The organism is Streptomyces sp. NPDC126497, from assembly GCF_040302425.1.
In the GTDB taxonomy this organism is placed as follows: domain Bacteria; phylum Actinomycetota; class Actinomycetes; order Streptomycetales; family Streptomycetaceae; genus Streptomyces.
In genome coordinates this window covers 24,708-49,222 of the sequence record NZ_JBEORT010000039.1, presented here as the reverse complement: position 1 = coordinate 49,222, position 24,515 = coordinate 24,708, and the positions used below count along the sequence as shown (strand labels likewise).

The 24,515-nt window shown below is 73.2% G+C and carries 24 protein-coding genes; 19 read left to right on the top strand and 5 right to left on the bottom strand.

The window, feature by feature from the left end:
* Positions 1-208 precede the first annotated feature (208 nt).
* Genes ABTY20_RS18255 through ABTY20_RS18245 form a run of 3 tightly spaced genes read left to right on the top strand, consistent with a single transcriptional unit; the run spans position 209 to position 2,216 of the window.
* Complete coding sequence (locus ABTY20_RS18255) at positions 209-442, top strand: hypothetical protein (protein WP_351998026.1); 234 nt, start codon at positions 209-211, stop codon at positions 440-442.
* Positions 334-1,008 carry a SigE family RNA polymerase sigma factor gene (locus tag ABTY20_RS18250; RefSeq protein WP_502991833.1) on the top strand — a complete coding sequence of 225 codons (675 nt, stop codon included), beginning with the start codon at positions 334-336 and terminating at the stop codon, positions 1,006-1,008. The genes ABTY20_RS18255 and ABTY20_RS18250 overlap by 109 nt, the downstream gene beginning before the upstream one ends.
* On the top strand, positions 1,005-2,216 hold the full coding sequence (locus ABTY20_RS18245) for a hypothetical protein (protein WP_351998015.1): 1,212 nt from the start codon (positions 1,005-1,007) through the stop codon (positions 2,214-2,216). Before ABTY20_RS18250 ends, ABTY20_RS18245 begins: the two co-directional genes overlap by 4 nt.
* A gap of 42 nt (positions 2,217-2,258) precedes the next feature.
* Here the strand turns inward: ABTY20_RS18245 and ABTY20_RS18240 are convergent, their stop codons facing one another.
* Positions 2,259-3,083 carry an SURF1 family protein gene (locus tag ABTY20_RS18240; protein WP_351998014.1) on the bottom strand — a complete coding sequence of 275 codons (825 nt, stop codon included), beginning with the start codon at positions 3,081-3,083 and terminating at the stop codon, positions 2,259-2,261.
* Positions 3,084-3,228: 145 nt separating this feature from the next.
* On the opposite strand from ABTY20_RS18240, the gene ABTY20_RS18235 reads away from it, so the two are divergent.
* Positions 3,229-5,076: a S9 family peptidase gene (locus tag ABTY20_RS18235; protein WP_351998013.1), complete on the top strand. Its 1,848-nt coding sequence runs from the start codon at positions 3,229-3,231 to the stop codon at positions 5,074-5,076.
* A 171-nt stretch (positions 5,077-5,247) separates the two neighbouring features.
* Here ABTY20_RS18235 and ABTY20_RS18230 read toward each other — a convergent pair whose 3' ends face one another.
* Both ABTY20_RS18230 and ABTY20_RS18225 read right to left on the bottom strand, forming a co-directional pair.
* Entirely contained in the window at positions 5,248-7,116 is a 1,869-nt protein-coding gene (locus ABTY20_RS18230) for an NAD-binding protein (RefSeq protein ID WP_351998024.1), read from the bottom strand.
* A gap of 171 nt (positions 7,117-7,287) precedes the next feature.
* A complete protein-coding gene (locus ABTY20_RS18225; RefSeq protein ID WP_351998012.1) occupies positions 7,288-7,587 on the bottom strand; it encodes a zinc-ribbon domain-containing protein in 300 nt (99 codons plus the stop codon).
* Positions 7,588-7,797: 210 nt separating this feature from the next.
* Between ABTY20_RS18225 and ABTY20_RS18220 the strand changes: the two genes are divergently transcribed.
* The 15 genes from ABTY20_RS18220 (at position 7,798) to ABTY20_RS18150 (ending at position 22,622) form a co-directional block, all read left to right on the top strand.
* Complete coding sequence (locus tag ABTY20_RS18220; RefSeq protein WP_351998011.1) at positions 7,798-8,229, top strand: VOC family protein; 432 nt, start codon at positions 7,798-7,800, stop codon at positions 8,227-8,229.
* A 625-nt stretch (positions 8,230-8,854) separates the two neighbouring features.
* A complete protein-coding gene (locus tag ABTY20_RS18215) occupies positions 8,855-9,295 on the top strand; it encodes a hypothetical protein (RefSeq protein WP_351998010.1) in 441 nt (146 codons plus the stop codon).
* A 271-nt stretch (positions 9,296-9,566) separates the two neighbouring features.
* Positions 9,567-10,547 (top strand): LLM class flavin-dependent oxidoreductase, encoded by a 981-nt coding sequence (locus ABTY20_RS18210; RefSeq protein WP_502991834.1) that lies wholly within the window; start codon positions 9,567-9,569, stop codon positions 10,545-10,547.
* 16 nt (positions 10,548-10,563) lie between these two features.
* A complete protein-coding gene (gene mpaB / locus ABTY20_RS18205; RefSeq protein WP_351998008.1) occupies positions 10,564-11,655 on the top strand; it encodes a daptide biosynthesis RiPP recognition protein in 1,092 nt (363 codons plus the stop codon).
* Complete coding sequence (gene mpaM, locus ABTY20_RS18200) at positions 11,652-12,461, top strand: daptide-type RiPP biosynthesis methyltransferase (protein WP_351998007.1); 810 nt, start codon at positions 11,652-11,654, stop codon at positions 12,459-12,461. Before mpaB ends, mpaM begins: the two co-directional genes overlap by 4 nt.
* On the top strand, positions 12,461-13,741 hold the full coding sequence (mpaD, locus tag ABTY20_RS18195; RefSeq protein ID WP_351998006.1) for a daptide-type RiPP biosynthesis aminotransferase: 1,281 nt from the start codon (positions 12,461-12,463) through the stop codon (positions 13,739-13,741). The genes mpaM and mpaD overlap by 1 nt, the downstream gene beginning before the upstream one ends.
* Complete coding sequence (gene mpaC / locus ABTY20_RS18190) at positions 13,742-14,953, top strand: daptide-type RiPP biosynthesis dehydogenase (RefSeq protein WP_351998005.1); 1,212 nt, start codon at positions 13,742-13,744, stop codon at positions 14,951-14,953.
* A gap of 88 nt (positions 14,954-15,041) precedes the next feature.
* Positions 15,042-15,242, top strand: coding sequence for a daptide-type RiPP (locus ABTY20_RS18185; RefSeq protein WP_351998004.1), 201 nt, complete (start codon positions 15,042-15,044; stop codon positions 15,240-15,242).
* A 71-nt stretch (positions 15,243-15,313) separates the two neighbouring features.
* The gene (locus ABTY20_RS18180; protein ID WP_351998003.1) at positions 15,314-15,490 is read left to right on the top strand and encodes a hypothetical protein; all 177 of its coding nucleotides are present in this window, start codon (positions 15,314-15,316) and stop codon (positions 15,488-15,490) included.
* Positions 15,491-15,605: 115 nt separating this feature from the next.
* A complete protein-coding gene (locus ABTY20_RS18175) occupies positions 15,606-15,809 on the top strand; it encodes a hypothetical protein (RefSeq protein ID WP_351998002.1) in 204 nt (67 codons plus the stop codon).
* A complete protein-coding gene (locus tag ABTY20_RS18170) occupies positions 15,806-16,534 on the top strand; it encodes an ABC transporter ATP-binding protein (protein WP_351998001.1) in 729 nt (242 codons plus the stop codon). Before ABTY20_RS18175 ends, ABTY20_RS18170 begins: the two co-directional genes overlap by 4 nt.
* The gene (locus tag ABTY20_RS18165) at positions 16,527-17,267 is read left to right on the top strand and encodes an ABC transporter permease (RefSeq protein ID WP_351998000.1); all 741 of its coding nucleotides are present in this window, start codon (positions 16,527-16,529) and stop codon (positions 17,265-17,267) included. Before ABTY20_RS18170 ends, ABTY20_RS18165 begins: the two co-directional genes overlap by 8 nt.
* Positions 17,264-18,925: a daptide biosynthesis intramembrane metalloprotease gene (gene mpaP, locus ABTY20_RS18160; protein ID WP_351997999.1), complete on the top strand. Its 1,662-nt coding sequence runs from the start codon at positions 17,264-17,266 to the stop codon at positions 18,923-18,925. The genes ABTY20_RS18165 and mpaP overlap by 4 nt, the downstream gene beginning before the upstream one ends.
* Positions 18,926-18,979: 54 nt before the next feature.
* On the top strand, positions 18,980-21,505 hold the full coding sequence (gene lanKC / locus ABTY20_RS18155) for a class III lanthionine synthetase LanKC (RefSeq protein ID WP_351997998.1): 2,526 nt from the start codon (positions 18,980-18,982) through the stop codon (positions 21,503-21,505).
* A gap of 31 nt (positions 21,506-21,536) precedes the next feature.
* Positions 21,537-22,622: a glycosyltransferase family 2 protein gene (locus ABTY20_RS18150; protein ID WP_351997997.1), complete on the top strand. Its 1,086-nt coding sequence runs from the start codon at positions 21,537-21,539 to the stop codon at positions 22,620-22,622.
* Here ABTY20_RS18150 and ABTY20_RS18145 read toward each other — a convergent pair.
* Both ABTY20_RS18145 and ABTY20_RS18140 read right to left on the bottom strand, forming a co-directional pair.
* On the bottom strand, positions 22,593-23,552 hold the full coding sequence (locus ABTY20_RS18145; RefSeq protein WP_351997996.1) for a helix-turn-helix domain-containing protein: 960 nt from the start codon (positions 23,550-23,552) through the stop codon (positions 22,593-22,595). The two genes, ABTY20_RS18150 and ABTY20_RS18145, sit on opposite strands and share 30 nt — an antisense overlap.
* Positions 23,553-23,684: 132 nt before the next feature.
* Positions 23,685-24,332, bottom strand: a complete 648-nt coding sequence (locus tag ABTY20_RS18140) for a GOLPH3/VPS74 family protein (RefSeq protein WP_351997995.1) — start codon at positions 24,330-24,332, stop codon at positions 23,685-23,687.
* Between the last annotated feature and the right edge of the window lie 183 nt (positions 24,333-24,515).

The following is a 24,515-nucleotide window of genomic DNA, read 5'->3' as shown; positions in this document are numbered from 1 at the left end:
CTTGATCAGGTCGTTCCGGCAGCAGAGGATTGATCGAGGCTTGTACGAGGATTCGCCTCCCCGTCCCCGCAACCGCGCGGAGGACGGGGAGCGTCTTTGCGGTCGCCCTTGCCGGGGACGTGGGGGCGCTGCTCTCCGGACGTGGGGACGTCCGGAACCGGGCGTGGGGACGCCCGTTCACATGGGACACAGGGGAAGAGCGGGACACATGAGGGCATTTGACGTGCTGTCGGTGGTGCTGCCCGACGCGGGCGTGCGGCCGGCCGGGCCGGCCGCCGCGAACATGACGCCCGGGGCGTACAACCCTTGCCGGGGGGAGCGTGTCCAACTGGCGTGGCTGAGGTACTCGACTTCACAGCGCCCCGCGGCACGGCCCTACGGCCGCCCCGCCCGGCTCGCCGACCCCGCGTGCCCGGTGCGCCCGGCGGCGGCATGCCGGTGATCGCGCCCATGCCCGCAGCGCGCCCCGCCCGCATACCAGGTCAGCGTGACGGCACCGACGACGTCGTGGCGGCCGGCACCACCGTCGACCACCTCACCGAGACCTACCGCGCGCACTACCGCTCGCTGCTGGGCCTCGCGGCGCTCCTCCTCGACGACACCGCCTCCTGCGAGGACGTCGTGCAGGAGGCGTTCATCCGCGTCCACTCGGCCCGCAAGCGCGTCCGGGACCCGGAGAAGACCCTGGCCTACCTGCGCCAGACCGTCGTCAACCTGTCCCGCTCCGCGCTGCGCCGCCGCATCCTCGGCCTCAAGCTGCTCTCCAAGCCCATGCCCGACATGGCGAGCGCGGAGGAGGGCGCCTACGACCAGCTGGAGCGCGACTCCCTCATCAAGGCGATGAAGGGCCTGCAGCGCCGCCAGCGCGAGGTGCTGGTGCTGCGTTACTTCGCGGACATGACCGAGGCGCAGGTCGCCGAGACCCTCGGCATCTCGCTGGGCTCGGTGAAGGCGTACGGCTCGCGCGGCATCGCCGCGCTGCGGCTGGCCATGGGAGCGCCGGCATGAGCGACGGCAAGGACGCGCGTCGAGAGGGGCGCGGGCCGAAGGACCGGGAGACCTCCCGCCCGTCCGGCGCCGCGCGGGAGTCCGGGGACGTGCCCGTGCGCGGGGACGCACGGGAATCCGGCGCCGGGAACGAGCCGAAGCACACGCACGCTGGGAACGGAACTGTGAACGACGGCCTGGACGGACAGAGCTCCGAGGGGCTCGACTCGGACGAGCTGGCGCTGCGCGCCCTGTTGCGGCAGGCGGTGCAGGAGGTGGAGCCGAGCGACGGCACCCTGGACTACCTGCGCAGGGCCGTCCCGGCCCGCCGGGCCCGCAAGCGCCAGGCCCTCGTCGGCATGGCCGCCGCCGCCCTCTTCCTCGGCACCGCCGTCCCCGCCCTCGTCCACGTCTCCGGCGTCACCGGCTCCGACGCCAGCCCCTCCGCCGTCGGCCACGCCGCGCAGGCGCAGGGCGGCACCGGCCAGGGCGAGGATCCGGGCGGCGGCGAGAGCACCGCGGGCGGCGCCTCGGACCAGGTCGAGGGCACCGACAAGGGCGGCGGGAAGGACGAGGACGAGGACGGGCCGGGCGGCGGATCCGGCACGGGCGCGACGGAGGGGGCCGACCCCTCGTCCAGCGCCGCCGTCGGGGTGCCCGCCTGTACCGCCGCCCAGCTCGGCCCGGCGACCGCGTCGAGCGCCGCACCCGACTCCACGGGCGCGGTCTACGGCTCCTTCCGGGTCGTCAACGTCTCCACCGCGACCTGCGCCGTCGAGGGCGCCGGCTCCGTGAGCGCGCTCCCGCAGGGCGCCGCCGACGCCGCCAAGGTGGGCTCGGCGCCGCACGTGGCGGGGGACGCGGCGGCCGGACTGCCCGACCCCTCCCTGGAGACCGCGCGACCGGTGCTCAAGCCGGGGGCGGCGTACGAGGTGAAGTTCGGCTGGGTGCCCTCCGAGACCTGCACGGCTCCGGGGGAGGGCACGGGCGGCGGCACCGGCGGACCCTCGCCCGACCCCTCGCCCACGGGCGACCCGACCACGACGACCGGCGCGTCCGCGGGCACCGAGAGCGGTGCGTCCACCCAGCTGGTCATGGAGGACGGCTCGGCCGACGGCAGCGTGGCGGTGACGTACACGCCGTCCACCGGCTCGGGTTCGGCCACCACGACGGTGAGCAACGCGTGCGCGGGCACGGTGTACTACACGGGGCTGCTGACCACGGTGTGACGGGAACGGCGGTGTGACGGGAACGGCGGTGCGGCCCCGGCGTCAGACCGCGGACGGACTCGACCGCTCCGGTTCCCGTTCCCCGTCCTCGCCCGTGTTCCGGTCCTCGTCCGGGAGCAGGCCCAGTTCCGCGTCGCGGGCGAACTCCAGCTCGCGGCGGAACAGCCGGAACCACATGAAGACCACGAAGCCCACGAAGGCGAACCACTCGGCGGTGTAGCCGAGGTTCTGGAACGCCTTCAGGTCCAGCCCGGTGCCGCCCGGCGCGGTCGCCGGCACGGCCTTCATGCCGGAGTCGCCGCGGTTGAGGGTGACCCAGGCGTCGTACACGTCGTACTCCACGAGGTTCACCAGCGACGCCGAGCTGATCGCCGCCGTCTGCCCCTCGGGCAGTCCGCCGCGGGCGCTGACGCCGTTGTCGCCCGGTGTCTCGGACGCCTGGAGCGCGCCGGTGACGGTGACCTCCCCGGTGGGCGCCGCGGGCACCTTCGCCGGGTCGGGGGAGCCGGGCAGCCAGCCCCGGACGACGGGCAGCGCCCGGCCGGTGCCGGTCCGCAGCAGGGTCAGGACGTAGTACCCGTCCTCGTCGTCCAGGGTGCGGTCGGGCACGAGGAACTGGGTGTCGTACCGGCCGCTCGCGGTGGCCTGCTTGCCGGAGGTCGCCTTGGTCACGGGCAGCAGCTCGTCCAGCGGCCTGGCCGCCTCCCGCTGGTCCGTGGCGATCCGTGCCTCGGCGTCGCGGTGGCTGTCCACCCGGTCCTCGAACCGGCCCAGCTGCCAGGACCCCATGAAGACGCAGAAGGGGATGGAGAGCAGCAGGAAGACGTTGATCCCCCACCAGCGGGGCGTCAGCAGAAACCGGTACACGCCCTCAACGGTACGGGCCCGCGGGCGGTTCCCGTCCCGCGGGGTGGGGCCGGTGGCGAGGGGCCGGTGAAAGAACCGGAAGAAGTTGTCCACAGGCTGGGGACCTCGGCGGCGCGATGTCCGCCCGGGCGGGCAGTATGGGGTCATGACTGAGAGCAACGGGTCCGACGCGCCGGGCCGGGCGGACCACCAGACCGAGCGAGTGCAGCGGGGCGCGGACACGCCCGACTGGGAGAAGCGCTTCCGGGCGCCCCGGGTGTCCCTGCCCGACTGGGCGGAGGACGCCCCCGACCGCTCCCTGTTCGTGTCGAACGCGACGGGGACGTACGAGCTGTACGCCTGGGACCGGGCGACGGGCGAGCAGCGCCAGGTGACGCACCGGCCCAACGGCACGACGGACGGCGTGCTCTCGCCGGACGGCGAGTGGATCTGGTGGTTCGACGACAAGGACGGCGACGAGTTCGGCGTCTGGCGCCGGCAGCGGTTCGCGGGCGGCGAGGACGAGCTCGCGGCCCCGGGCCTCGACCCCTCCTACCCCGCGGGACTCGCGCTGGGCCGGGACGGCCGCACGGCGGTCGTGGGCCGTTCCACGGACGAGGACGGCACGACGATCCACCTGGTCCGCACGGGCGAGGCGCCCGTGGAGATCTACCGGCACCGTGAGTCGGCCGGCGTCGGGGACCTCTCCCACGACGGTTCGCTGATCGCCGTGGAGCACACCGAGCACGGTGACGCGATGCACTCCGCGCTGCGGGTGCTGCGGCCCGACGGGACCACGGTCGCCGAGCTCGACGACACCGGGGGCGGTACCCGGGAACTGGGTCTGGAGGTGCTGGGCTTCGCCCCGGTGGCGGGCGACACCCGGCTGCTCGTCGGACACCAGCGGCGCGGACGCTGGGAGCCGCTGGTGTGGGACGTGGCGACGGGGGAGGAGACCGACCTCGCGCTGGAGCTGCCCGGTGACGTGAGCGCCGAGTGGTACCCGGACGGCTCGGGCCTGCTCGTCGTGCACGGCTTCGAGGCCCGCGGCGAGCTCTTCCGCTACGACCTGGCCACGCGCCGGCTGGTGGAGATCCCCACCCCGCGCGGCGCGGTCTCGGGCGCGACCGCGCGGCCCGACGGCAGCGTGGAGTACCTGTGGTCGTCGGCGGCGCAGCCGCCGGCGGTGCGCTCCACGGCGGGCGGAGTGGTCCTCGACCCGCCCGGCGCGAAGTCGCCCGGGTCGGTTCCGGTGGAGGACGTGTGGGTGGAGGGACCCGGCGGCCGCATCCACGCGCTCGTGCAGAAGCCGGCCGGCGCGACCGGCCCGCTGCCGACGGTCTTCGACATCCACGGCGGCCCCACCTGGCACGACAGCGACTCCTTCGCGGCCGGCCCGGCCGCCTGGGTCGACCACGGCTACGCGGTGGTCCGCGTCAACTACCGGGGCTCCACGGGGTACGGCCGCGCCTGGACCGACGCGCTCAAGCACCGGGTGGGCCTGATCGAGCTGGAGGACATCGCGGCGGTGCGGGAGTGGGCGATCACCTCGGGTCTCGCCGACCCCGCCCGGCTGGTCCTCACCGGCGGCTCCTGGGGCGGCTACCTCACCCTGCTCGGTCTCGGCACGCAGCCGGACGCGTGGGCGCTGGGCATCGCGGCGGTCCCGGTCGCCGACTACGTCACGGCGTACCACGACGAGATGGAGGCGCTGAAGGCGATGGACCGCACGCTGCTCGGCGGCACCCCGGAGGAGGTCCCCGACCGCTTCGAGGCGTCCTCCCCGATCACGTACGTCGACCGGGTGAAGGCCCCGGTCTACATCTCGGCGGGCGTCAACGACCCCCGCTGTCCCATCCAGCAGATCGAGAACTACGTGAAGCGCCTCGAGTCCCGCGGCGCGGTCCACGAGGTCTACCGCTACGACGCCGGCCACGGCTCCCTGGTCGTCGACGAACGCATCAAACAGGTCCGCCTGGAACTGGCCTTCGCCGCCAAGCACCTCCCCTCGTAGCCGCGGCCACCCGTGCCACCCGCCGCTCTGCGGGCAGTCGTGCCGCCGGGGCGGCACGGGTGGGCGCGGCGGCACCCGGCAGGCGGGGGTGAGCAGGGCCCACCCCCGCCCAGCGGCAACCCGCGCACCCCGCGGGCAAGCGGAAACCCGCCCAGCAGCCGGCGGCAAGCGTCACGTCGCGCTCCGCGCCCGCCGCCCCAGCAGCTCCGCCAGCCCCCGCCGGGTGGCGGCCAGCACCACCCGGTCCTCCGCCCGCAGCACGTACGTGTCCGGGAGGTCCCACACCAGTCCGGAGCCCGGCGGAGCCCCCGCGCCGTCCCCCGACCCCGCCGTGTCCAGCGCCAGCACCCGCCAGGCCCCCGCCCGGAACGCCTCCCCCACCGTCCGCCCCTCCAACTGCGCGTACCCGCCCACGACGACCGCCGCGAACAGCAGCACCCGCCGCTCCACCGGGATCGCCCCCAGGATCTGCCGCCCCATCATCGCCCCGGCGAACGCGGGCGCGGCCAGGTGCGAGACGCTCCGGCTCCGCGTCAGCGCCGAGGGGTGCGCGGTCCGCAGCGTCCGGTACACCGCCTTGGCGAAGTCGTCGTCGTACAGCCGCAGCACCGCCCGCAGATCGGGCCGTACGGACCGCGCGTACAGCACCGCCTCCAGGTTCGTCGTGTCCGCGCTGGTCAGCGCGAGCAGCGCGTCCGCGCGATGGATCTTCGCGGCCTCCAGGACCCCCTCCTGCGTGACGTCACCCAGCACCACCGGCACCCGCAGCCGCCGCGCCACGGCCATCCCCCGCGCCTCCGGATCGGCCTCGACGCACACCACCGGGATGTGCAGCTCCCGCAGGCGCGTCAGCACCCGCGTCCCGATCTTGCCCAGTCCGAGCAGCACGATGTGCCCGCTCAGCCCGCGCGGCGGCTTCCGCAGCGCCGACGCCGTGCGGAACGTCCCCAGCGCCTCCAGCACCGCCGCCAGCAGCACCGGCAGCAGCAGCAACCCCACGATCATGGAGAGCAGTTGCAGCACCTGCCGTCCGGTGGACTGGCGATGGGCGGGCTCGTTGATCGCGAAGAGGTCGAGCAGCGTGACGTACGTGGCGTGCAGCGGGTTGTCCCGGGTCACCACCGTCAGGGCGACGGCGAGCGCGACCACCGCCGCCACCAGCCCCGCCAGCGACCACCGCAGCCGCCGTGAGAACAGCGAGGCGAGCGGCGGCCCGCCCCGCCGGGCCGGCAACGGCGGCCCGGAGTACGAGAGCTGCTCCAGCACGACCGTCCCGCGCCCGGTCGCCGCCGCCACCGCCGCCGCGTCGGGCAGCAGGCGCGGCCCCTGATCGCCGCTGTCCTCCGAACCCTCGTCCCCGGCGGGGTCGTTGCTGGTCGCGGAGAGCAGCGCGAGGGTGCACAGCCCCGGGTCGGCGACCTCGCCGGGACCCGGGGGCCGGCGCTCCACCGCCCGCAGCAGCAGCCCCTCCGCGTCGACGACCTTGCCGGTGCCGACGAGCGCGGTGGCGACCAGCGCGGGCGCGGCCGTGTCGGCGTCGGACAGCACGGTCGTGGTGATGTCGGTCCCGACCCGCCCCGGTGGACCGTCGGCGCCCGTCAACTCGGCCGCCTGGTCCAGGAGTTCCTCGATGTGCTGACCGAGCCGCCGGTTGTAGAGCCGCAGGACGAGCCGCAGCCGGGGATTGAGTCGGCGGGCGGTCAGGGCGGCACGGATGTTGGTCTCGTCGTCGTCGTACACCAGCGCCAGCGCGGCGGCGCGCTCCACCCCGGCCCCGGCGAGCACGGCCTCGGTGGGCTCGGCGGCCTCCACGACCCGTTCGCCGGGCGCCAGGGTGTCGTCGGACCCGCCGTTGCCCCGGTTGACCGCGGTCACGAACCGGTCGATCAGGGCCGCGGAGGCCGCCCGGGCCCGCCCGGCCACCGGCTGCCGCACACCGCGCCCGGCCGGCGGCACGACGAGGGTCACCTGCTCGCGGTACACACCGCGCAGTTCGGCGGCGAGCCGGTGCGCGAGCCCGTCGTCCCCGCACACCACCATGTGTGCCGACGGGTCGCTGGGCAGGGACGGGTTGGGAAGGAGGCTCACCACGGGGAAAGAGACTGCCTCATCGTGACGGGTGGTTCCAGGCCGGACCCGAACGCCCGTGCCCGCCCCGCGCACCGGGGGGAGGGGCCGGGCGGCCCCGCCGGCCCGCCCCGGCGCGGCCGGCTACGGCCGGTACGGCTGCTGCGGCGACCGCTGTCCGTACCCCTGCCCGTACCCCTGCCCGCCGCCGACGGCCTGCGCCCGGAGCCGCTCGGCCTGCTCCCCGGTCACCTTCTGCTCCGCGCCGCAGAAGGTGCACTGCGTCGTGTACGTCGTCGAGACCGGGAACAACGGGACGAAGAACAGGGTGAACTTGGTGACCCGCTTCCTGAGCGCGTGCGCGGCGGGATTCCCGCACCGCGCGCACACCAGCGTCAGTATCGCGAGCTGGTGCAGATAGCCCTTGGTGCCAAAAATGATCATGTCGTCGTCCCTTCCCGGGCCTCGGTCCCCCGAACCACCACACCAGACGGTGACCGTGGTCGGCAACGTGACCGGCCGCAACACTGCCGCACCCTGCACAAGCGCGCAGGCCCCCCGCTCCCGCATGCTTCACCCGTGACCGAAGCCGGTGGTGACGAGGGAGTCGTCACGTAGGCGTCCCGCCCGACCTCTCAAAGAGAAGAGACAGCCGTGCAGATCACCGTCTCCACCGTGTCGCTCACCGTCGACGACGTGGCCGCCTCGCGGCGGTTCTTCACCTCCCACCTCGGCTACGAGGAGATCGCCGCCGCCGACGGATTCGCCTCACTGACCCGGGGCGACGCGGCCGTCGACATCGTGCTGCTGCGCCGGGGCACCGAGGTGCTGTCCGCCGACCAGCGCGACCGGCACGCGACCGGGATCGTCCTGGCCTTCACGGTCACCGGCGTCGAGGACGAGGAACGGCGACTGCGGGAGCGGGGCGTGGCCATCACCATGCCGCTGCGCAGGGAACCGTGGGGCGAGACGCTCTTCCAGGTCACCGACCCCAACGGGATCGTCGTCCGGTTCGTCGAGTGGACGGCCCCCGCCGGGGCGGCGGTGCCCTCGGCCGGCGGGACCTCGACGCGCACGGCCGGCTGACGGGTTCTTCAAGAGTTCTTCGTCGGCTCCGCCCTGCGGTCGGTCCGCCCGCCGCGTCCGCGGACGGGCACGACGGAGAGCGGGGCCGCCGACTTCCCCGATCCGGGCCCCGACGGCCTCGGCCAGGGGACTGGGACCAGAGCTCCGCCGGTTACGCCGACCGCGAGGCCGAGGACGTGCTGACCGTCCCGGTCGCCGCGCTGGTGGCGCTCACGGCCGGCGTCCCCGTTCTGGACGCGGTGGCGGACGGGCTGCTCGACGCGGGCGTCCCGGTGCGGCGGCGCCGGGCCGAGGCCGCGGCGGCACAGGCCCGGGTGACCGCCGGGTCGTCTACCGTCTGGGGGCAGGGGGACCGACCGCACCGGGAGAGGGGAAGGGGCCGTGGGCATCCACCGGCGGACCGTTGCGGTCCCGGACGTCCCGGGGGAGGGGCGCGTCCGCCCGGTGCCGTGGCGGGACGGTGCGGCGCGTCCGGCCGGGCCGCGCCGGCGGGAGGCCGTCGACGCCGCCTTCGGACGGGCGCCGGGCCACCGCATCCGCGTGGTCGGGGGCAGGACATGAGACCGGAGGGCGTCGTGGCGGGCCCGGCCCGGCGCACCGCGCGGTTCCGCGGGAAGGGGGCACCGTGCCGGTGCCTCTGACGGGCGTGCTGCTGCTCGTCGCTCTGGGCACCGCGGCGGCGGGTGCCGTGACCGTCGTCCTGGTGCTGAACGACCCGCCCCTGTCCTCGTCCCGGCTCTGTGCGGCCCTCGCCCTGGTCTTCGGTTCCTCGGCGGTGGCCGTGTACTGCCACGGCTGGTTCTCCGTCACCCTGGGAGGGCCGTTTCCCGCGCTGTGCGAGGACCGGAACGCCGCGGGCGCCGCGTTGGCACGCATGGTGCAGGAGCACTGGCCCCTCCGCAGCGCCTGCGTCTACTCCGACGGTGCGACGGTGGAGCACGTCTCCGCGTGGGTCAACGTGCTCGTCCTCCTGCCGGCGGGGCTCGCCGTCGTCCTGGCCTGCGCCGGCGCGGTCCTGCGCCGCCGGCCCCCAGCGGCCCCGGAAGGAGCGCTCGACGGCTCCTGACCCCGTCCCCGGCCCACCGCTCACCCCGGCCGGAGCGCGGGCGGGCCGGCGGTGAACGGGCGGTGTGGGGCCCGGCCTCCCGCGGGCGCGGGGGCTGCTCCCCCCGGACGTCCAGGCATACGGAATTTACCGGTCCGCTTCTCTGTCGGGCAATTCCCTGCTGCAGTTTCATGCAGTCCCGCTTTCAGTAAGTTGCAGCGAAGATCCTTGCGTGTCCGATGATCTTTCTGGAAACATTCACGGCGTCAGAAGCCGCGGCCCGGGGGGAAAAGTGGACTACTCGATACTGGTGCCATTCCTGCCGCGCCGCACAGAACAGGTTCTTCCTTATGCGGCGCTGGTCGAATGGACGGGAGCGGCGAGGCTCTGGCAGGGGCAAAGCCTGCTGATGGAGCCCTTCCAGACCTTTTCCGCGGTTGCGGGCGCGGGCTTCCGGGTGCCGACCGGGCTCGGAGTGACGCTGATGCCGCTGCGGCATCCGTTCGAAGCGGCCCACAAGGTCAAGACCCTGGCGATGGCGACCGGCAAGGACGTGGTGGCCGGCTTCGGACCGGGTGCGAAAACGTTCCAGCAGAGCCTGCTCGGCGCCCCGTACCGCAGCCAGCTCACGGCGGTCCGTGAATACATGACGGTGGTCCGGGGCCTGCTCGGCGGCGACCCGGTCGACTTCGACGGTGAGTACTACTCCTGCCACGCGGGGATGGGACCGGCCATGTCGCCCCCGGTGCGCCTCGGACTCGGAGTGCTGCGCCCCGGCATGGCCCGCCTCGCGGGCGAGGTCGCCGACGTGGCGGTCACCTGGCTCACGCCGGCGGCCTACCTCGACGGTGTCGTCCGCCCCGCGCTGCGGGAGGGGGCGGACGCCGCGGGCCGGCCCGCGCCCCGCATCACCGCGATGGTGCCGGTGGCCCTCGAGCGCTCCGACCGGGACGTCTCCGATTTCGTGCTCGCGAGCAATTCCGCGCACATGCAGGCGCCCCACTACCTTGACATGCTCGGAAAAGCGGGAATTGATTTCTCCGATCTCGACTCGCGGGCGGCTGCGCGACTCATGGCGGAATCCGGAGCATTCCTGTACGGAAACATCGATCAGATCGTGAAGAACCTCGACGAGTATCGTGACGCCGGGGTCGATGAAGTCGTGCTGAATCTCACGGGCGTATGCCGTCTCTACGGCGCGAATGCCGCAATGGATGACTTGAAGCAGATTCTCGCCGCGGTAGGCGCGGATCGGAGGGACTCCGGTGAATAAGGAACTGATCCCCCGGGTGGGACGCCATCTGCGCTCCTGGGTCACCGGGCGCCCGCCGGTTGGTGACACGTCGGGGCCGGAGGCCGCCACCGTCGTGCTGGAGGACCCGGCCTTCCTGGACGCGCTGCTCGGCTCGGACGCCGTGGGGCCGCGGACGCTCGTCCTCGCCCCGGCGGCACGGGACGGCCGGGACGACGGGTCCGGTGCCACCGTCGTGGGGTACGAGGGATCGCTGAGCGGGTCGGAGGGCGACGCCTCGATCGGTGACGTCCTGTTCCTCCAGAGCCAGGACTACGGCGTCAGCCCTTACATGTCGCTGCTCGGCACGACGCTCGTACGGGTGGCCGGCGGCACGGACTTCGAGATGTTCCTCGCGGACGCCGACGCCGCCAGGGCGGAGGGCGGGTTCGCTCCGTTCACGGTCAGCCCGGCCGTGCAGATCGCCGACCTCTCCGCCCTCGGAGCCCGCGTCCCGGGCGACGGACCGGGCACCAGGCTCTACGTGGACCGGGACGGAGGGGTCTCCGTCTCGCCGCAGGGACTGCGGCTGGGGAGCGCCGGGGATCCGGCCGCGGCCCTGCACGCGGCATGGCGGCGCCTGAACGCGGCCGGCGAGGCGGGTGGCGCGGTGCCGCTCGGAGCGGTGCTCCCGGAAGAGGTGCGCGGCCCCGCCGTGCTCCGAAGGCCCTGGCTCGCCCGCTACCTGGCCACGCTGGATCTGCTGCGCGACCTCCGGACGCGGGGGATCACCGACCCCAGGGTCTCCGGCTTCGGCCACCGGCTCGTGCCCGGGCTCGACGCCGTCGACGGGGCCCTGGACACGGACGACCCGGAGGCGCCGTTCCTCTGCTGGACGTCGGACAAGGCGTACGTCAGGGTCCCGGGTGACGACCGGATCTTCCAGCTCGGCCGGCGCGCGGCGGAGATCACGGAGATGCTGCTGGTCCTCGGCAGCGCCGAAGCCGTGTGCGCGTACGCGGAAGGGAACGCCGCGGACACGGGGAGCGGGCCGGTGGACCGGGCCGTCGTCGAACGGGTCCTCGCGTTCTTCGCCGACAGGGGAGCCCCGCTGGCTTCGGGTGCCCCCGTGCTGGAGGCGACCGCATGACGACGACGGAGGCCACGGCGGTCCCGGGACTGGCCGGCCGGGTCCTGGCCGGGTACGGGGACCGGGTCAGCATGCACGACCTGTACGACGAGGCGGGTGCTTCGGTCTATCACGACCTGGCGGCCGTCGACACCACCGAGATCAGGGAACTGCTGCGGTCGGTCCGCGCCGTTCCCGGTCCCGTGCTGGAACTCGCCGCCGGATCCGGCCGGCTGACGCTGCCCCTGCTCGCGCTGGGCCGGGAGGTCACGGCCCTGGAGCTCGAGGAGAGCATGGTGGCGCTGCTCCGCGAGCGGCTCGCCGGGGCCCCGGCGGGCATCGGGGAGCGGTGCACCGTGGTGCGGGGCGACATGTCCGCGTTCGAGCTCGACGGCACCTACGCCGTGGTGGTGCTCGGCACCACATCCGTCTCCCTGCTCGACGCCGAGGGGCGGGCCGGACTCTACGCGGCCGTGCGGGCCCACCTCAGGCCCGGCGGAAGGTTTCTGCTCTCCACCGTCGACGTGACCGGCGCCGACGGGGACGATCTGGACCTCGAGGCGGTGGGCGCCAGCGGCCGACGCTACCGGATGATCGAACACTGGCGGGCCGGCCAGGAGGTCCGCAGGGTCACCATCCTGCCGGTCCAGCGGGAGACGCCGCAGGACGGACCGGTACGGGTGCTCACCACGGCCATCCGGGTCCTCCCCGCCGACGACCTCGCACGGGAACTGGCTTCCGCGGGACTGCGCGTCGTGGCGCGTCATCCGCTGCCCGCCGCCTCCCCCCGCCACACCGGTGTCCTGCTCGAGGCGGAGGCCGTCTGATGCCCACCGAACTGTGGCCCTCGCTGCTCGAACCCCGCCTGCACGGGGCCGACGAACTGTGCGCCGTGTCGGCGCAAGGCGTCAGGATCCGCTTCCAGGACGGCCGTGAACTGCTCTGCGGCGCCAGCGGCCTGTGGAACGCGAACCTCGGCTACGGCAACGAGGCGATCGCCCGGGCCTGCGCGGACGCCCTGCGTGACGCCTCCTACCTGTCGGTGTTCCGCTACGAGAACGTCTACGCCAGGCGCGCCGCGCGGGCGCTGGTCGAGGCGGCGGGGGCGGAGCACTACGGCCGGGTGGTCTTCTCGACCTCCGGCGGTGCCGCCAACGACCTGGTGATGAAGCTGGCCAGGCACTACCACGCGCTGCGCGGCGACGGCACGCGCAAGCTCGTGGTGGGCCTCCGCGACAGCTACCACGGGCTGACCTTCGGCGGGTTCGCACTCACCGGCGAGAATCTCGGCCAGTCCGTCTACGGCGTCGACCAGCGGTTCGTCAGGCATGTGACGCCCAACGCGGGCGACGAGATCGTCCGGTTGGCGGCCCAGCAGGGAAGCCGGACCGCGGCCGTGGTGGTGGAACCCGTCCTCGGCAGCGGGGCGGTGCCCCTCACCCCGGAGTACGTGGAGACGCTGCTCGAACTCCGGGACCGCCACGGGTTCCTCCTCGTGGCCGACGAGGTCGCCACCGGGTTCGGCCGCACCGGCGACTTCTTCGCCTCACAGCGGTGGCCGGCCCCACCGGATCTGCTGATCACGTCGAAGGGACTGACCAACGGCACGCACGCCGCGGCAGCCGTACTGATGCCCCGGGCGCTCGCCGAACCCTTCGACGCGACGGGTGACGTGTTCGTCCACGGGGAGACCCAGGCCGGAACGCCCGTCACCTGTGCGGCGATCCTCGCCACGGTGGAGGAGATGCGACGGCTCGACGCGGTCGCCTCGGCGCGACGCCTGTCGGCCCTGCTGGACGAGCGACTGGAGGACCTGGTCGCCACCGAACCGCTGGTCTCGGCCACCACGGGCATCGGCTGCTTCCGATCCATCCGGCTGCGCACGCCCGGGGGAGACCCACTGCCCCAGCAGGAGGTGCCGGAGGTCGTCGCCGCGATCCGCCGGGCCGGCGCGGTGGTCCACCCCAGCGTCAACGGGGTGCAGATCCTCCCGGCGCTGATCTACACCGACGACGAACTCGCCGAGCTGCTGGAGTGCGTCCGTCTCGGGGTGAGGGCGCACGCCCGGGAACGCTCCGGGCTCGGCAGAGAGTCCGAGGCGGTCTGAATGGATCCGGTGTGGAACCTGAGCAACCGCCGCCTCACCCAGGTCGCCTACGGGATCGGCGGACTGGCCAAGTGGCTGCCCCTCCACGAGGGACGGACGCTGACCCTGCTCGCGGACCCGGCTGTCGCCGACTCGGAGACCGTGGACCAGGTGTCCGCGTGCGCGGCGTGGGCGGGACGGTCGGTGGAGCGCCTGGTGCCGGACGGCCCCGGCACGCTGGAGAGCGTGACGGCACTGGCCGAGCGGCTCCGTGACAGCGAACTCGTCCTGGCGGTCGGCGGGGGAACACTGCTCGACCAGGCCAAGCTGGCCGTGCTGATGAGCGCGGCCCCCGTGGTGCGGGACAGGCTGGCGGTGCGGCACCGCAGCGGTCTGGTGCTGCTCCCGGCCGAGGCGGAGCCCAGGATCCCCCTGGTCACGGTGCCGACCACGGTGGGCACCGGCAGCGAGCTGAGCGGCGGCGCCTGCCTCGCCGGCCCGCAGGGCAAACGCCTGGTGCTCGGCAACGGGCTGCAGCCGGACGTGGCGGTGCTCGACCCCGTCGCCACCCGGACACTGCCCGTGGAGCTCCTCGCGGAAGGCGTCCTCGAAGTGTTCTTCCGGGTGGCCGGCATGTACGTGGGGGACCCGCAGGACCTTCCCTCGGAGGACGCCTTCGCCCTCACGCTCCTCGGGCGGCTGGTCGTGCTGGGCGCCGAGCTGGCGTCCGTCCGGCGGGCGGGCGAGGCCCCCGGCGACCTGCTGCGTCTGGAGATCGCCAAGCTCAGCGGGGTGAGCCACGGCCAGTGGTTCAACCTCGGCCGGGACCCGTGCGCCTGCAAGGGCTGGTACCTGGCCAACGAGCTCTCCACCGGTCTGGGCCTCCGCAAGATGACGGCCGCGGCCGCGGTGCTGCCACCCCTGTGGCGGCGGATCGCGGAAGGCGACGACCGCTGGGGCTGCGCCCGCCGGCTGCGGCGGCTCTGGGAGGCCGTCGCCCCGGCCCACCGGCCGGCGCTGTCCGCGGACCCGGTCGAGGGCGTCACGGATCTGCTGGACGCCTGGCGGATCGGGCGCGGCATCGACGCGACCGCGGAGCGGACGGACCGGATCGCCCGGTCCACGATGCGCGCGTGGGGCGACGGCCTGCCCACCCTGGGCGCCCTCGCACTCGCCGATGTCCGGCGGGTGATGGCCGAGGCCGTCGGACAGCCACAGCTCGCGGCGCGGTGACGGCGCACCGCGAGGACATCACACACCACAGACTTCCGCCGGCGTCCGCCGGCGGACGGCCCGCGACACCACGGGAGGGGGAAACACCATGCAGACCGCGAACAACAGCGCCGTGTCCGCACCTCTGGAACTGGCTCTGCAGGAGCTGGAGGCCCAGCAGCTGGACATGCAGGAGCTGGAGGCGCTCGACGCCCCGGACTTCAGCTGGAGCGAGGCGCTGAGCGCCGTCGGAGGCCTGAGCGCAGGAGGCGTCATCTCCTACGTCTCCATCGTCACGCTGGCGACCTGATCCGGAGGGCCGCCGAACGGGGCGGCCTCCGGAAGCAGCCGCCGAAGACCCCTCGAAGGAGGTGAGAAGGAATGAAGGACGACAACAACTCCGCCCTGGAGCTGGCCATGCAGGAGCTGGCCATGGAGGAGCTGGAGGGCATGGAGGCGCCTGACTGGTGGGACAGCTTCCTCGCGAGCACCGCCATCTCGGCCGGCGTCAGCGCTGCCTACAGCACCATCGCCGTCACCTCCGTCATCGCGACCTGACCGGTCGGACGCCTGACGGACGAAGCCCTGTTCCGGATGCTGGCCATGAGCATCCGGAACAGGGCCGCACCGATGAATATACGTGCGGCCCCGAGCCGCAGAGGAGAAATACCTGATGCCTCAAGCAGCTTCTCGCGGCCATGTCCGGTTCCTCATGGCCCTCGGGCTCGTCACCGCGGTGGCCGCCCCGGGCGTGGTCTACGCCCTCACCCAGGGGCCGGACCGCACCAGAGGGCTCCTCATCTGCATCGGGGTCGAGTTGGCGCTCATCGTCTGTGTCGGCCTGTACCTCCGTGCGAGGGGGAGGGTCGGAGGGTGACCGACATCGTCGACATCACGGGACTCACGAAACGCTACGGCGAGCTGACCGCGGTCGAGGACGTGTCCTTCACGGTCCGGTCGGGCCGGGTGGTGGGTCTCCTCGGACGCAACGGGGCCGGAAAGACGACGACCCTGCGGATGCTGCTGGGCCTCGCGCGTCCGACCTCGGGCCGCGCCGCGCTCTTCGGTCATCCGTACGCGCGCCTGCCCCGTGCGGCGCACCGGGTGGGGGTCAGCATCGACGGAATCGGTCCTTCCGGCGCCGGCACCGGACGAGCCGACCTGCGGATCTGGGCGAAGACCCTCGGCCTCCCCCGGACGAGGGTGGACGACGTCCTCGAACAGGTGGGACTCGCCGGGGACGCCCACCGCAAACTCCGCGACTACTCGCAGGGCATGCGACAGCGGCACGCCCTGGCGACCGCGCTGCTCGCCGACCCCGAACTCCTCGTCCTCGACGAACCCGCCAACGGACTCGACCCCGACGGCATCCGCTGGCTCCGGGAGCTCCTGCGGTCCCTCGCGGACGAAGGGCGCACCGTGCTGGTCTCCAGTCACATCCTGGCGGAGGTCGAGCAGATGGCCGACGACATCGTCATCCTCCAGAAGACGCTGCGCTACAGCGGCACGGTCGCCGACCTGACGCGGAACGGCGGCGTCAGCCTGGAGAGCCGCTTCTTCGAGCTGGTGGGACCCGCGGTGAAGGAGAACGCCCATGCGTGACCTGATCGCAGCCGAGTGGCGCAAGGTCTGGACCGGGCGTGCCTGGTGGGGCGTGGCCGCCGCGGCCGTGCTGATGTGCGTGATGGCCGACGCCGGCTTCCTGCAGCAGGAGCTCGCCGCGGCTCCGGAGGGGAGCGACACCCGCGAGATCACCTCCACCCTGGTGCAAGGGTGGTTCATGGTCGAACTCGCCGCCGCGGTGGTCGCCATGCTCGCGGTGACCAGGGAGTTCGGGAACGGCGCCATCAGCCGGTCGGTCCTGCTGAGCGGGGGGAGGGGCCGGCTGCTCACGGCCAAGCTGATCGCCGTCGTCGGCTGCGGCACGGTGTTCGCCCTGGTGGCCGGTGTGCTGGCCGCCGCCAGCCCGTGGGTGTTCCTGGCCGGGCGCGCACAGGAACCCGAGTGGACGGCGACCACCACCTGGACGCTGCTCGGGGTGATGCTGGTCATCGTGGTGGGCGCCGTGTGGGGTGCGCTGCTCGGGCTGCTCATCCGGCAGCAGGTCGCCGCCGTCCTCGTCCTGCTGATCAGCACCTGGCTGGTCGGGGAGGGCCTGCTGCGGCTGATCCCGGAGGTCGGCAGGTTCACCATCGACGAGGCCATGGCGTCCGTGTACCGGGGCGGCCACGAGGACCTGCTGCCGATCCCGTGGGCCCTGGTGGTCCTCGCGGTGTGGATCGCCGCGGGCACCGTCGCCGCCCGGACCCTGTTCCTGCGCAGGGACCTGCCGTGAGACCGACCCTGATCCGGCCGCGGGCGGACACGGCCCCGGCACCCCTGCCCGAGCGTCCGCGCCTGGCGCCGGACGTGCGGGTGCACGAGCCGGTCGAGGACGGCGCCCCCTGGCTCGTCCAGTCCGGCCCGCAGCGCTACCTGCGGGTGGCCGCCGGCATGGCGAGACTCCTGAGCCTTGCCGACGGCACGCGCAACCCCGAGGACATGGCGAGGGAGCTCGGCGATCCCTGGACCGCCGAGCTGGTGGGCGAGGGCCTGCTGCGTGCCCAGCGCACCCGGCTCCTCGAGGACGCGGAACACCCACCGCGCAGGGACCGGAGGATCACCTTCGTCCCGCCGCTCACCGTCCAGTTCACCCTGGTGCGTCCGGACCGCATGCTGGGCAGGTTCCGTCCGCTCACCGCCCGTCTCGCCAACCGCGGCTGGGCGGTCGCGGCCGCGGTCATCGCCGTGGCGGGACTGCTGTGTCTCGTCGCCCAGGTCGAGGCGACCTCGAACGCCCTGACCGAGCCGATCTCCGTCCCGGCGCTGATCGCGCTGGTGGCCGCCACGTACTGCGGCACCATGCTGCACGAGCTCTCGCACGGCCTGGTGCTGAGCCACTACGGTGGCCGGCCCAGCCGCATGGGCTTCATGCTCTTCTACCTGACGCCCGCGTTCTTCTGTGACGTGTCCGACGGCTGGCGGCTGCCGAAGAACCGCCAGCGGGTACGCGTCGCACTGGCCGGCATCGCCACCCAGGCGGTCATCGCCGGTCTGGCCGGCGTCGGCTCCGTGGTCGTGGCGGCCGCGGGCGGCAGCCCCGCGCTGCGTGAGTTCCTGCTGCTCCTCACGGTGGCCGGCTACGCCTCCGGTCTCTTCAACGCCGTCCCGTTCGTCAAGCTGGACGGCTACCTGGCGCTCATGAGCCACCTGGACGTCTCCCACCTGCGGGACCGGTCCATGACGGACGCGCGCCGGTTCGTCGCCGGGCTGCTGTTCGGCGGACGCCACGAACGCGCGCTCCCCGGGGTCGACTGGGCGCCCCTGTTCGGTCTGGCGTGCATGCTGTTTCCGCTGTACGTCGTGAGCATGGCCTTCACGCTCTGGGGCCCGGTCCTGGAGAGCACGGGACTGGTGGGCGCGGTCGTCGTCTCCGTCGCCCTCGGGTACCTGATGCTGCGCCTCTACGCCGGCGCCCTCAGGCTGAACGCGGAGGCCCGGGCCGCGAAAGCGCCCCTGTGGCGTCGCGTCGCCGTCTCCGTGACGGGGGTCGCGGCTGTGGCGGCGGTCCTGTGGGGGGTGTCCGTGCCCTACACCGTCACCGGCGGCTTCGTCGAGGAGCAGGGCCGGACGGTGTTCGTGGCGACCGGCACGACCGACCGCGGCGCCATCGAACCCGGCGCCGAGGTGCGTCTGCTGAGCGGCGGCGTCGTGCTCCAGAAGCAGGTGGGCACGGCCACGGTGAACTCCACCGATTTCGTGGACCTGTCGGCGCCGCTCTCCGCCTTCGTCCCCGTGGAGGGCCTCGACCCGGTACGGGTACCGGCCTCCGGGATCACCCTCGACGGCGGACGGCCGGCAGCGGGGACCTCGGGCCAGGCCGTGGTGAGCGCGGGCGAGCGACGCCTGGGCGACTGGCTCTACCTCAAGTACCTGGCGCCCTTCTGGCGCTGATCCCCGCCCGCCACTTCCGATCCCTCCGTACTCCCGAAGGCGGTTGAACCTGTCATGGATGCTCATCGGCGTGTGATGTTCCTGGCGCCCGGCACGCCCTTCTTCGACCGGGACGAGGCCGGCACCGGCGACATGGACGACGACTTCCGTGCCGTGACGTCCGGGACGCCCGACGACTGGTCGTGCCACACGGGGCCCGACTGGACCATGCTGACCCCCCACGGGTACCGGATGCCGTCGCAGGGCTGGAAGGTCCATGTGTCCGCCACTTCGGAGAATGCGCACAGCATCCTCGTCCGGTCCTGGGAGTGGCTGGTGGCCCACCGCATGGCGTTCAAGTTCATCCGCAGCAGGCAGGTGCTGCTGCGGCGCAACGGCAAGTACGGCGACCGCGGAGCCAGCGGCAAGTTCATCACCGTCTACCCCGAGGACGAGACCCGCCTGGCCTCCGTGCTGCACGAGCTGGGAGCCGTCCTCGACGGGGAGCGGGGTCCCTACATCCTCAGCGACCTCCGATGGCGCTCCGGTCCCCTCTACGTGCGCTACGGCGGTTTCGTCGCGCGCACGATGAAGTCGGAGAGGGGGGAGGTCGTCCCCTGCATCGAGGACCCCGAGGGCAGGCTGGTGCCGGATGTGCGCGGTCCGTCGTTCCGGCCCCCGGAGTGGGTGACCGTCCCCGACTGTCTGACGGAAGCGGTGGAGGCGCGCAACGCGGGCACCCTGCGCGACTTCCCCTACCGCGCCGAACAGGCCCTGCACTTCTCCAACGGCGGGGGCGTCTACCGCGGAACCGATCTGCGCACCGGCGAGCCCGTCCTGCTCCGGGAGGCGAGACCGCTCGCCGGGATCGACACCGGCGGTGAGGACGCGGTCGCCCGGCTCCTCCGGGAGCGCGACTGCCTGCGGAAGCTCGCCGGTCTGCGGTGGGTGCCGGAACTCATCGAGGCCCGGGTGGGGCACGAACACCACTTCCTGGTCCGGGAGTACGTGGAGGGCGAGACGCTCGCGGTACGGATCACCAGGGACAACCCGTCCTCCCCCAACGCCGATCCGGACAGGACCGCCGCCTACACCCGGTGGGCGGTCGAGGTGCTCGACCAGATCGAGCAGGGGGTGCGGGCGATGCACGAACGGGGCGTCGTCTTCGGCGACCTGCACCCCGGCAACGTCATGGTCCGCCCGGACGGCTCCGTCGCGTTCATCGACCTGGAGACGGCGTCGACCGACCTCACCGCGCGCCAGATCCACGCGGCACCCGGCTTCGCCGCGCCCCCCGGTCACCGAGGCAAGGACATCGACAGGTACGCCCTGGGCTGCCTGCGCATCGCCCTGTTCACCCCGCTCACCAGTCTCCTGCCGTGGGACGCCGGCAAGACGGACCGGCTGATCGAGCTCGTGGAGGCCCGGTACCCGGTCCCGGAGGACTACGGGGCCAAGGTCCGCGCCGACCTCGCGCCCCCCACGGCCGGCGACGGCGCGGCCGGCAATGCGCCCACCGCGCCGGCCCGGCGCGCCACCGCGGGCCGGCCGGACCCGGCCACCGTGGGCCGGGGCGTTCTCGCGACGGCCACGCCCCGGCGCACGGACCGCCTCTTCCCCGGTGACACGGCCCAGTTCATCCTGCCGGAGGGCGGAGCCTGCCTCGCCTACGGAGCCGCAGGGGTGCTGTGGGCCCTCAGCGAGACGGGGACGGACGTTCCCGCCGCCCACGTCGACTGGCTCGAGGAGTCCGCGCGCCGGTTCACCCACCCGTCCCCGGGGCTCTACACCGGCACGTCCGGTGTCGCGTGCGCCCTGCAGCACCTCGGCCGTACCGATGCCGCCGCGGCCCTGCTGGAGGAGGCGTCCGGCGTGGAACCCGCGAACGACAGCCTCCTGGACGGCCGGGCCGGGCTCGGACTCGCCCATCTGCACATGGCACGGGCCACGGGGGACGACGCCGCCCTGAAGCACGCCACGGTCCTGGCGGAGCAGCTGGTCGAGAACGCGGCGACCCGGCCTCCCCGCCGCGGCGAGGCCGGTCTGATGCGCGGCAGGTCCGGCGGTGCGCTGCTCCTGCTGCGCCTGCACGCCCACACACCCGACACCGGCCTGCTCGACGGGGCCCGTGAACTGCTCGACACCGATCTGCGCGCCCTCGGGTGGAGGGCGGAACCGGGCGCGGAGGAGGGCTGGGCGGCCGGCGCGGCCGGCGCGCGTCCCACGTTCGCCGCCGGCGGTGGCGGCACCGCCGTGGTCCTGAGGGAGTACCTCGCCCGGCGCCACGAGCCGCGCTTCGCCCTGGCCTGCGAGACCGTCCTGCGGGCGGCCCTGGACTGCGTCCCCCACACCGCGGGGCTGTTCCACGGCTTCGCCGGCGTGCTGCTGGCGGCCGCCCGTCTGGCCGGACCGGCGGAAACCGCCGCGGTCGAGCGTCTCGCCGCCACGATCGGCCTGTACGAGGTCACCCACGAGGACGGGCCGGCGTTCCTGGGCCTGGAGAACGTGCGCCTCACGACGGACCTGGCGACCGGAGCCGCAGGCGTGATGCTCGCCCTGAGCGCCGCGGACACCGCTCCGGGGACGCCGGTGTTCCTGTGAACCGGTTCGACGACGGAGGGTGGGAAGGACCGTGAACGGCAACGACGCGGTGGCGGTCTCCGTGATCTGCCCGACCTACAACAGGTCACGGAAGATCACGGAGACCATCGACTCCGTCCGCGCGCAGACCCTTCGGGAGTGGGAGCTGCTCGTGGTCTCGGACGGGAGCGACGACGACACCGAGGACTGGGTGCGCCGGTCCGCGCGGCAGGACGCCCGCGTCAGGCTCCACCGCATCGAACGGAGCGGCCACCCCAGCGGGCCGCGCAACGCGGGGCTGGCCCTCGCACGTGGCGAGTTCATCGCCTACCTGGACCACGACGACGTCTGGCGGCCCGATCACCTTCGTGTCCTGCTCGGCATGTTGCGGGCGGGCGCGGACCTCGCGGCGACGGGCTGCACCTACCACGACGCCGACGGCGGGGAGGCCGCCGAGTTCGCGCCGCTGTCGGCCTTCTGGCACCCCCAACTCCAATTGATGGGCCCCATGTTCGAGCCGTCGAGGGTGGGGCATCGCCGCGGTCTCGTGGAACGGGTCGGGGGCTGGCGCGACGGCGCGGGCCTGGAGGACTGGGACCTGTGGCTGCGGGCGGCCGACGCCGGCCACACCTTTCGCACCGTCGTGGCACCGACGGCGGCCCTGCTGATGGACGGCGGCACCCGAAGGAACCGGATGCCGCGCCCCCACCGGCTGCCCCTGGTCGTCCTCGACGACGCGAGAACCGCCCATGCGCTGCTGTGCGAACTCAGGGCCGGCCGGTACGACGAGGCCTTCCGCGCCGCCGTACTGGCGGACATGAGGCACTGGTACCGGCGGATGGACGACTCCGGTGCGCTGGTACGGCCCCTCGACTGGAGCGGGGACCTCGACGAGGAGATCGAACGCGTGGTCTCGGGCGAGGTGAGGCTCTTCGAGGAGCTCGTGCTGGTGCCCGAACAGGGGCGGTACGCCCTCGCGCGGAACCTGCTCTGCTCCCGCGTGGAGCACGCCCGCCGGGCCGCCCGGCTGGTGCCCTCCGTCCAGCCGCGTGTGCTGGAGCTGGTGAGGAACCTGGCCGAGGGCGGTCCCGGCGGGCGGGCGCGCCGGTCAGATGAGGCCCTTCTCCTTGGCTCGTAGGGCCGCCTGGAAGCGGGTGGCGGCGTGGAGGTGCTTCAGCAGCTCCGCGACCCGCCCCCGGTAGGTGCGTACGGACATGCCCAGTTCACGTGCTCCGACCTCGTCCTTGTCGGCGCGCGTCATGGCCTGCAGCACCTTCAGGTGCGTCCCGTCCAGTGGGGCGGGGCCGTGGTCCGGCAGGAGCAGCGCCGAGGCGTCGAGCGCCTGGGACCAGCAGCGATCGAAGAAGGAGAGGAGCGTACCGACCAGCGCCTCCTGCTCCATCAGCGTTGTGCTCGGCGAAGCGCCCGGCTCGGCCTGCACGAGGACGGTCTCCCGGTCGGCGATCAGCACGTACTCGAACCCTCCGTCCAGGAGGCGGACCTGTGCACCGTGCCGGATCATCTCGGTGAGGAGCGCGGACGTGGCCTCGTCCTCCAGGGCCCGCTTGTGCACCAGGGCCTTCACGGTCACACCGCGCCGCAGGCACGACAGGCCGACACGACGCGCGACCGGGATCATCTCTGGCGGAAGGGTCCAGTCCGGATGCATCGCCAGCACTTCGCGCCGGGCCCGGCCGGTGAGCTCCTCGGCCCGGTCGCCCACGCTCCTGTCGTCCTCCCGCGGCTGTCCGCGGGAACGCCAGGCGACGGACTGGCGGATCAGCGAGTAACCGAACGACAGTACCTCCTGCTGCTCCGCGTGCAGTCTTCTGAGCCGCTGGTCCAGGAGCCGCCCGACACTCTCGTCGGGGCTGAGGACGGTCGGCTCGCCGTGTTCGTCCAGGCGGACCATGCCCTGCTCGGCGAGTCTTCGCAGTGAGGCGCGGATGTCCTCGTCGTCACGGTCGAGGAGCAGGCACAGGTCGGATACCCCCCATTCTGTTTCTTGTAAAAGGGTTTTGTACACGGATTCATCGAAACTGGATATGCCCAATGCGGTCAAGGCCATTTCCCCCATGGCTCTATTCGAACATTGGTGCATGCAACTGTCAATCACTGCAGCGAAGCAGCGAATAAGCCGCCCGGCCGGTGGGCGGACCCGACGGCCGGGTCCGCCCACCGGCCGGGGCGGCGCCTTCCCCTACAGGGCGGACGAGGCGATGACCGCGGTGAGGGCGGCGACCGTGGTGCGGATCGTGTCCCCGAGAGCCGCGGCCGAGCCCTGCCCTCCGGCGATCGCGGTCAGGCGCTCCTCGGGCACCTCCTCCCCGGGGTCCCGCGGCAGGACGGCCCGCAGGCCCGCGTGGTGCAGCACGGTGATCAGCGCCGCCGCGCGCTCGTCGGGCTCCTGGCCCCGGGTGAGGACGGCCGTCAGCCGTCCGCACAGCGCCGCGCGTTCCGACAGGCCCGTGACCGGGTACTTCACCGATCCGAAGGCGCCGAGGACCCGCCGCCCCTGCTCCCGCACCAGCCCCTTCTCCGACAGTCCCCGGTACGCCGCGCCGAGTGTCTGCTCGCGTACGGCCAGCAGCCACTCCCGGGGCGTCTCCCCGGGACGGCTCCGCAGGTGCTCGGCCATGGCCGCGGCCGCCGGGTCCACCGGCGTCGGCGCTCCGGTGGGCACGAGTGCGCCGTCACGCTCCGTCAGGAACCCGGAGAAGCCCAGTTCGAGCAGGGCGGCCGCCGAAACCGCCAGGGACACCCGCAGCGGCGCTTCGCGCAGGGTGCCGGTCTCCTCGTCCAGTGCGAGCAGCACGATCTGCTCGCCCATCGTCAGATCCTCAGTCATGGGATCCCCCTCTCGAAAAGGGAAACGCTCCACCGGAAGCCGTGGTTCCCGTACGCGTCGTGAATTCGGTCGGTCCGGCCGGACCCGACGACCAGTTGGGTACTGAAATTAAATTTCCGCCCGATTCGCCGATAAGCCGGTATTTGTAGTGCGCTTTCCGTTGGGATCCCGAGGATCCTCGCG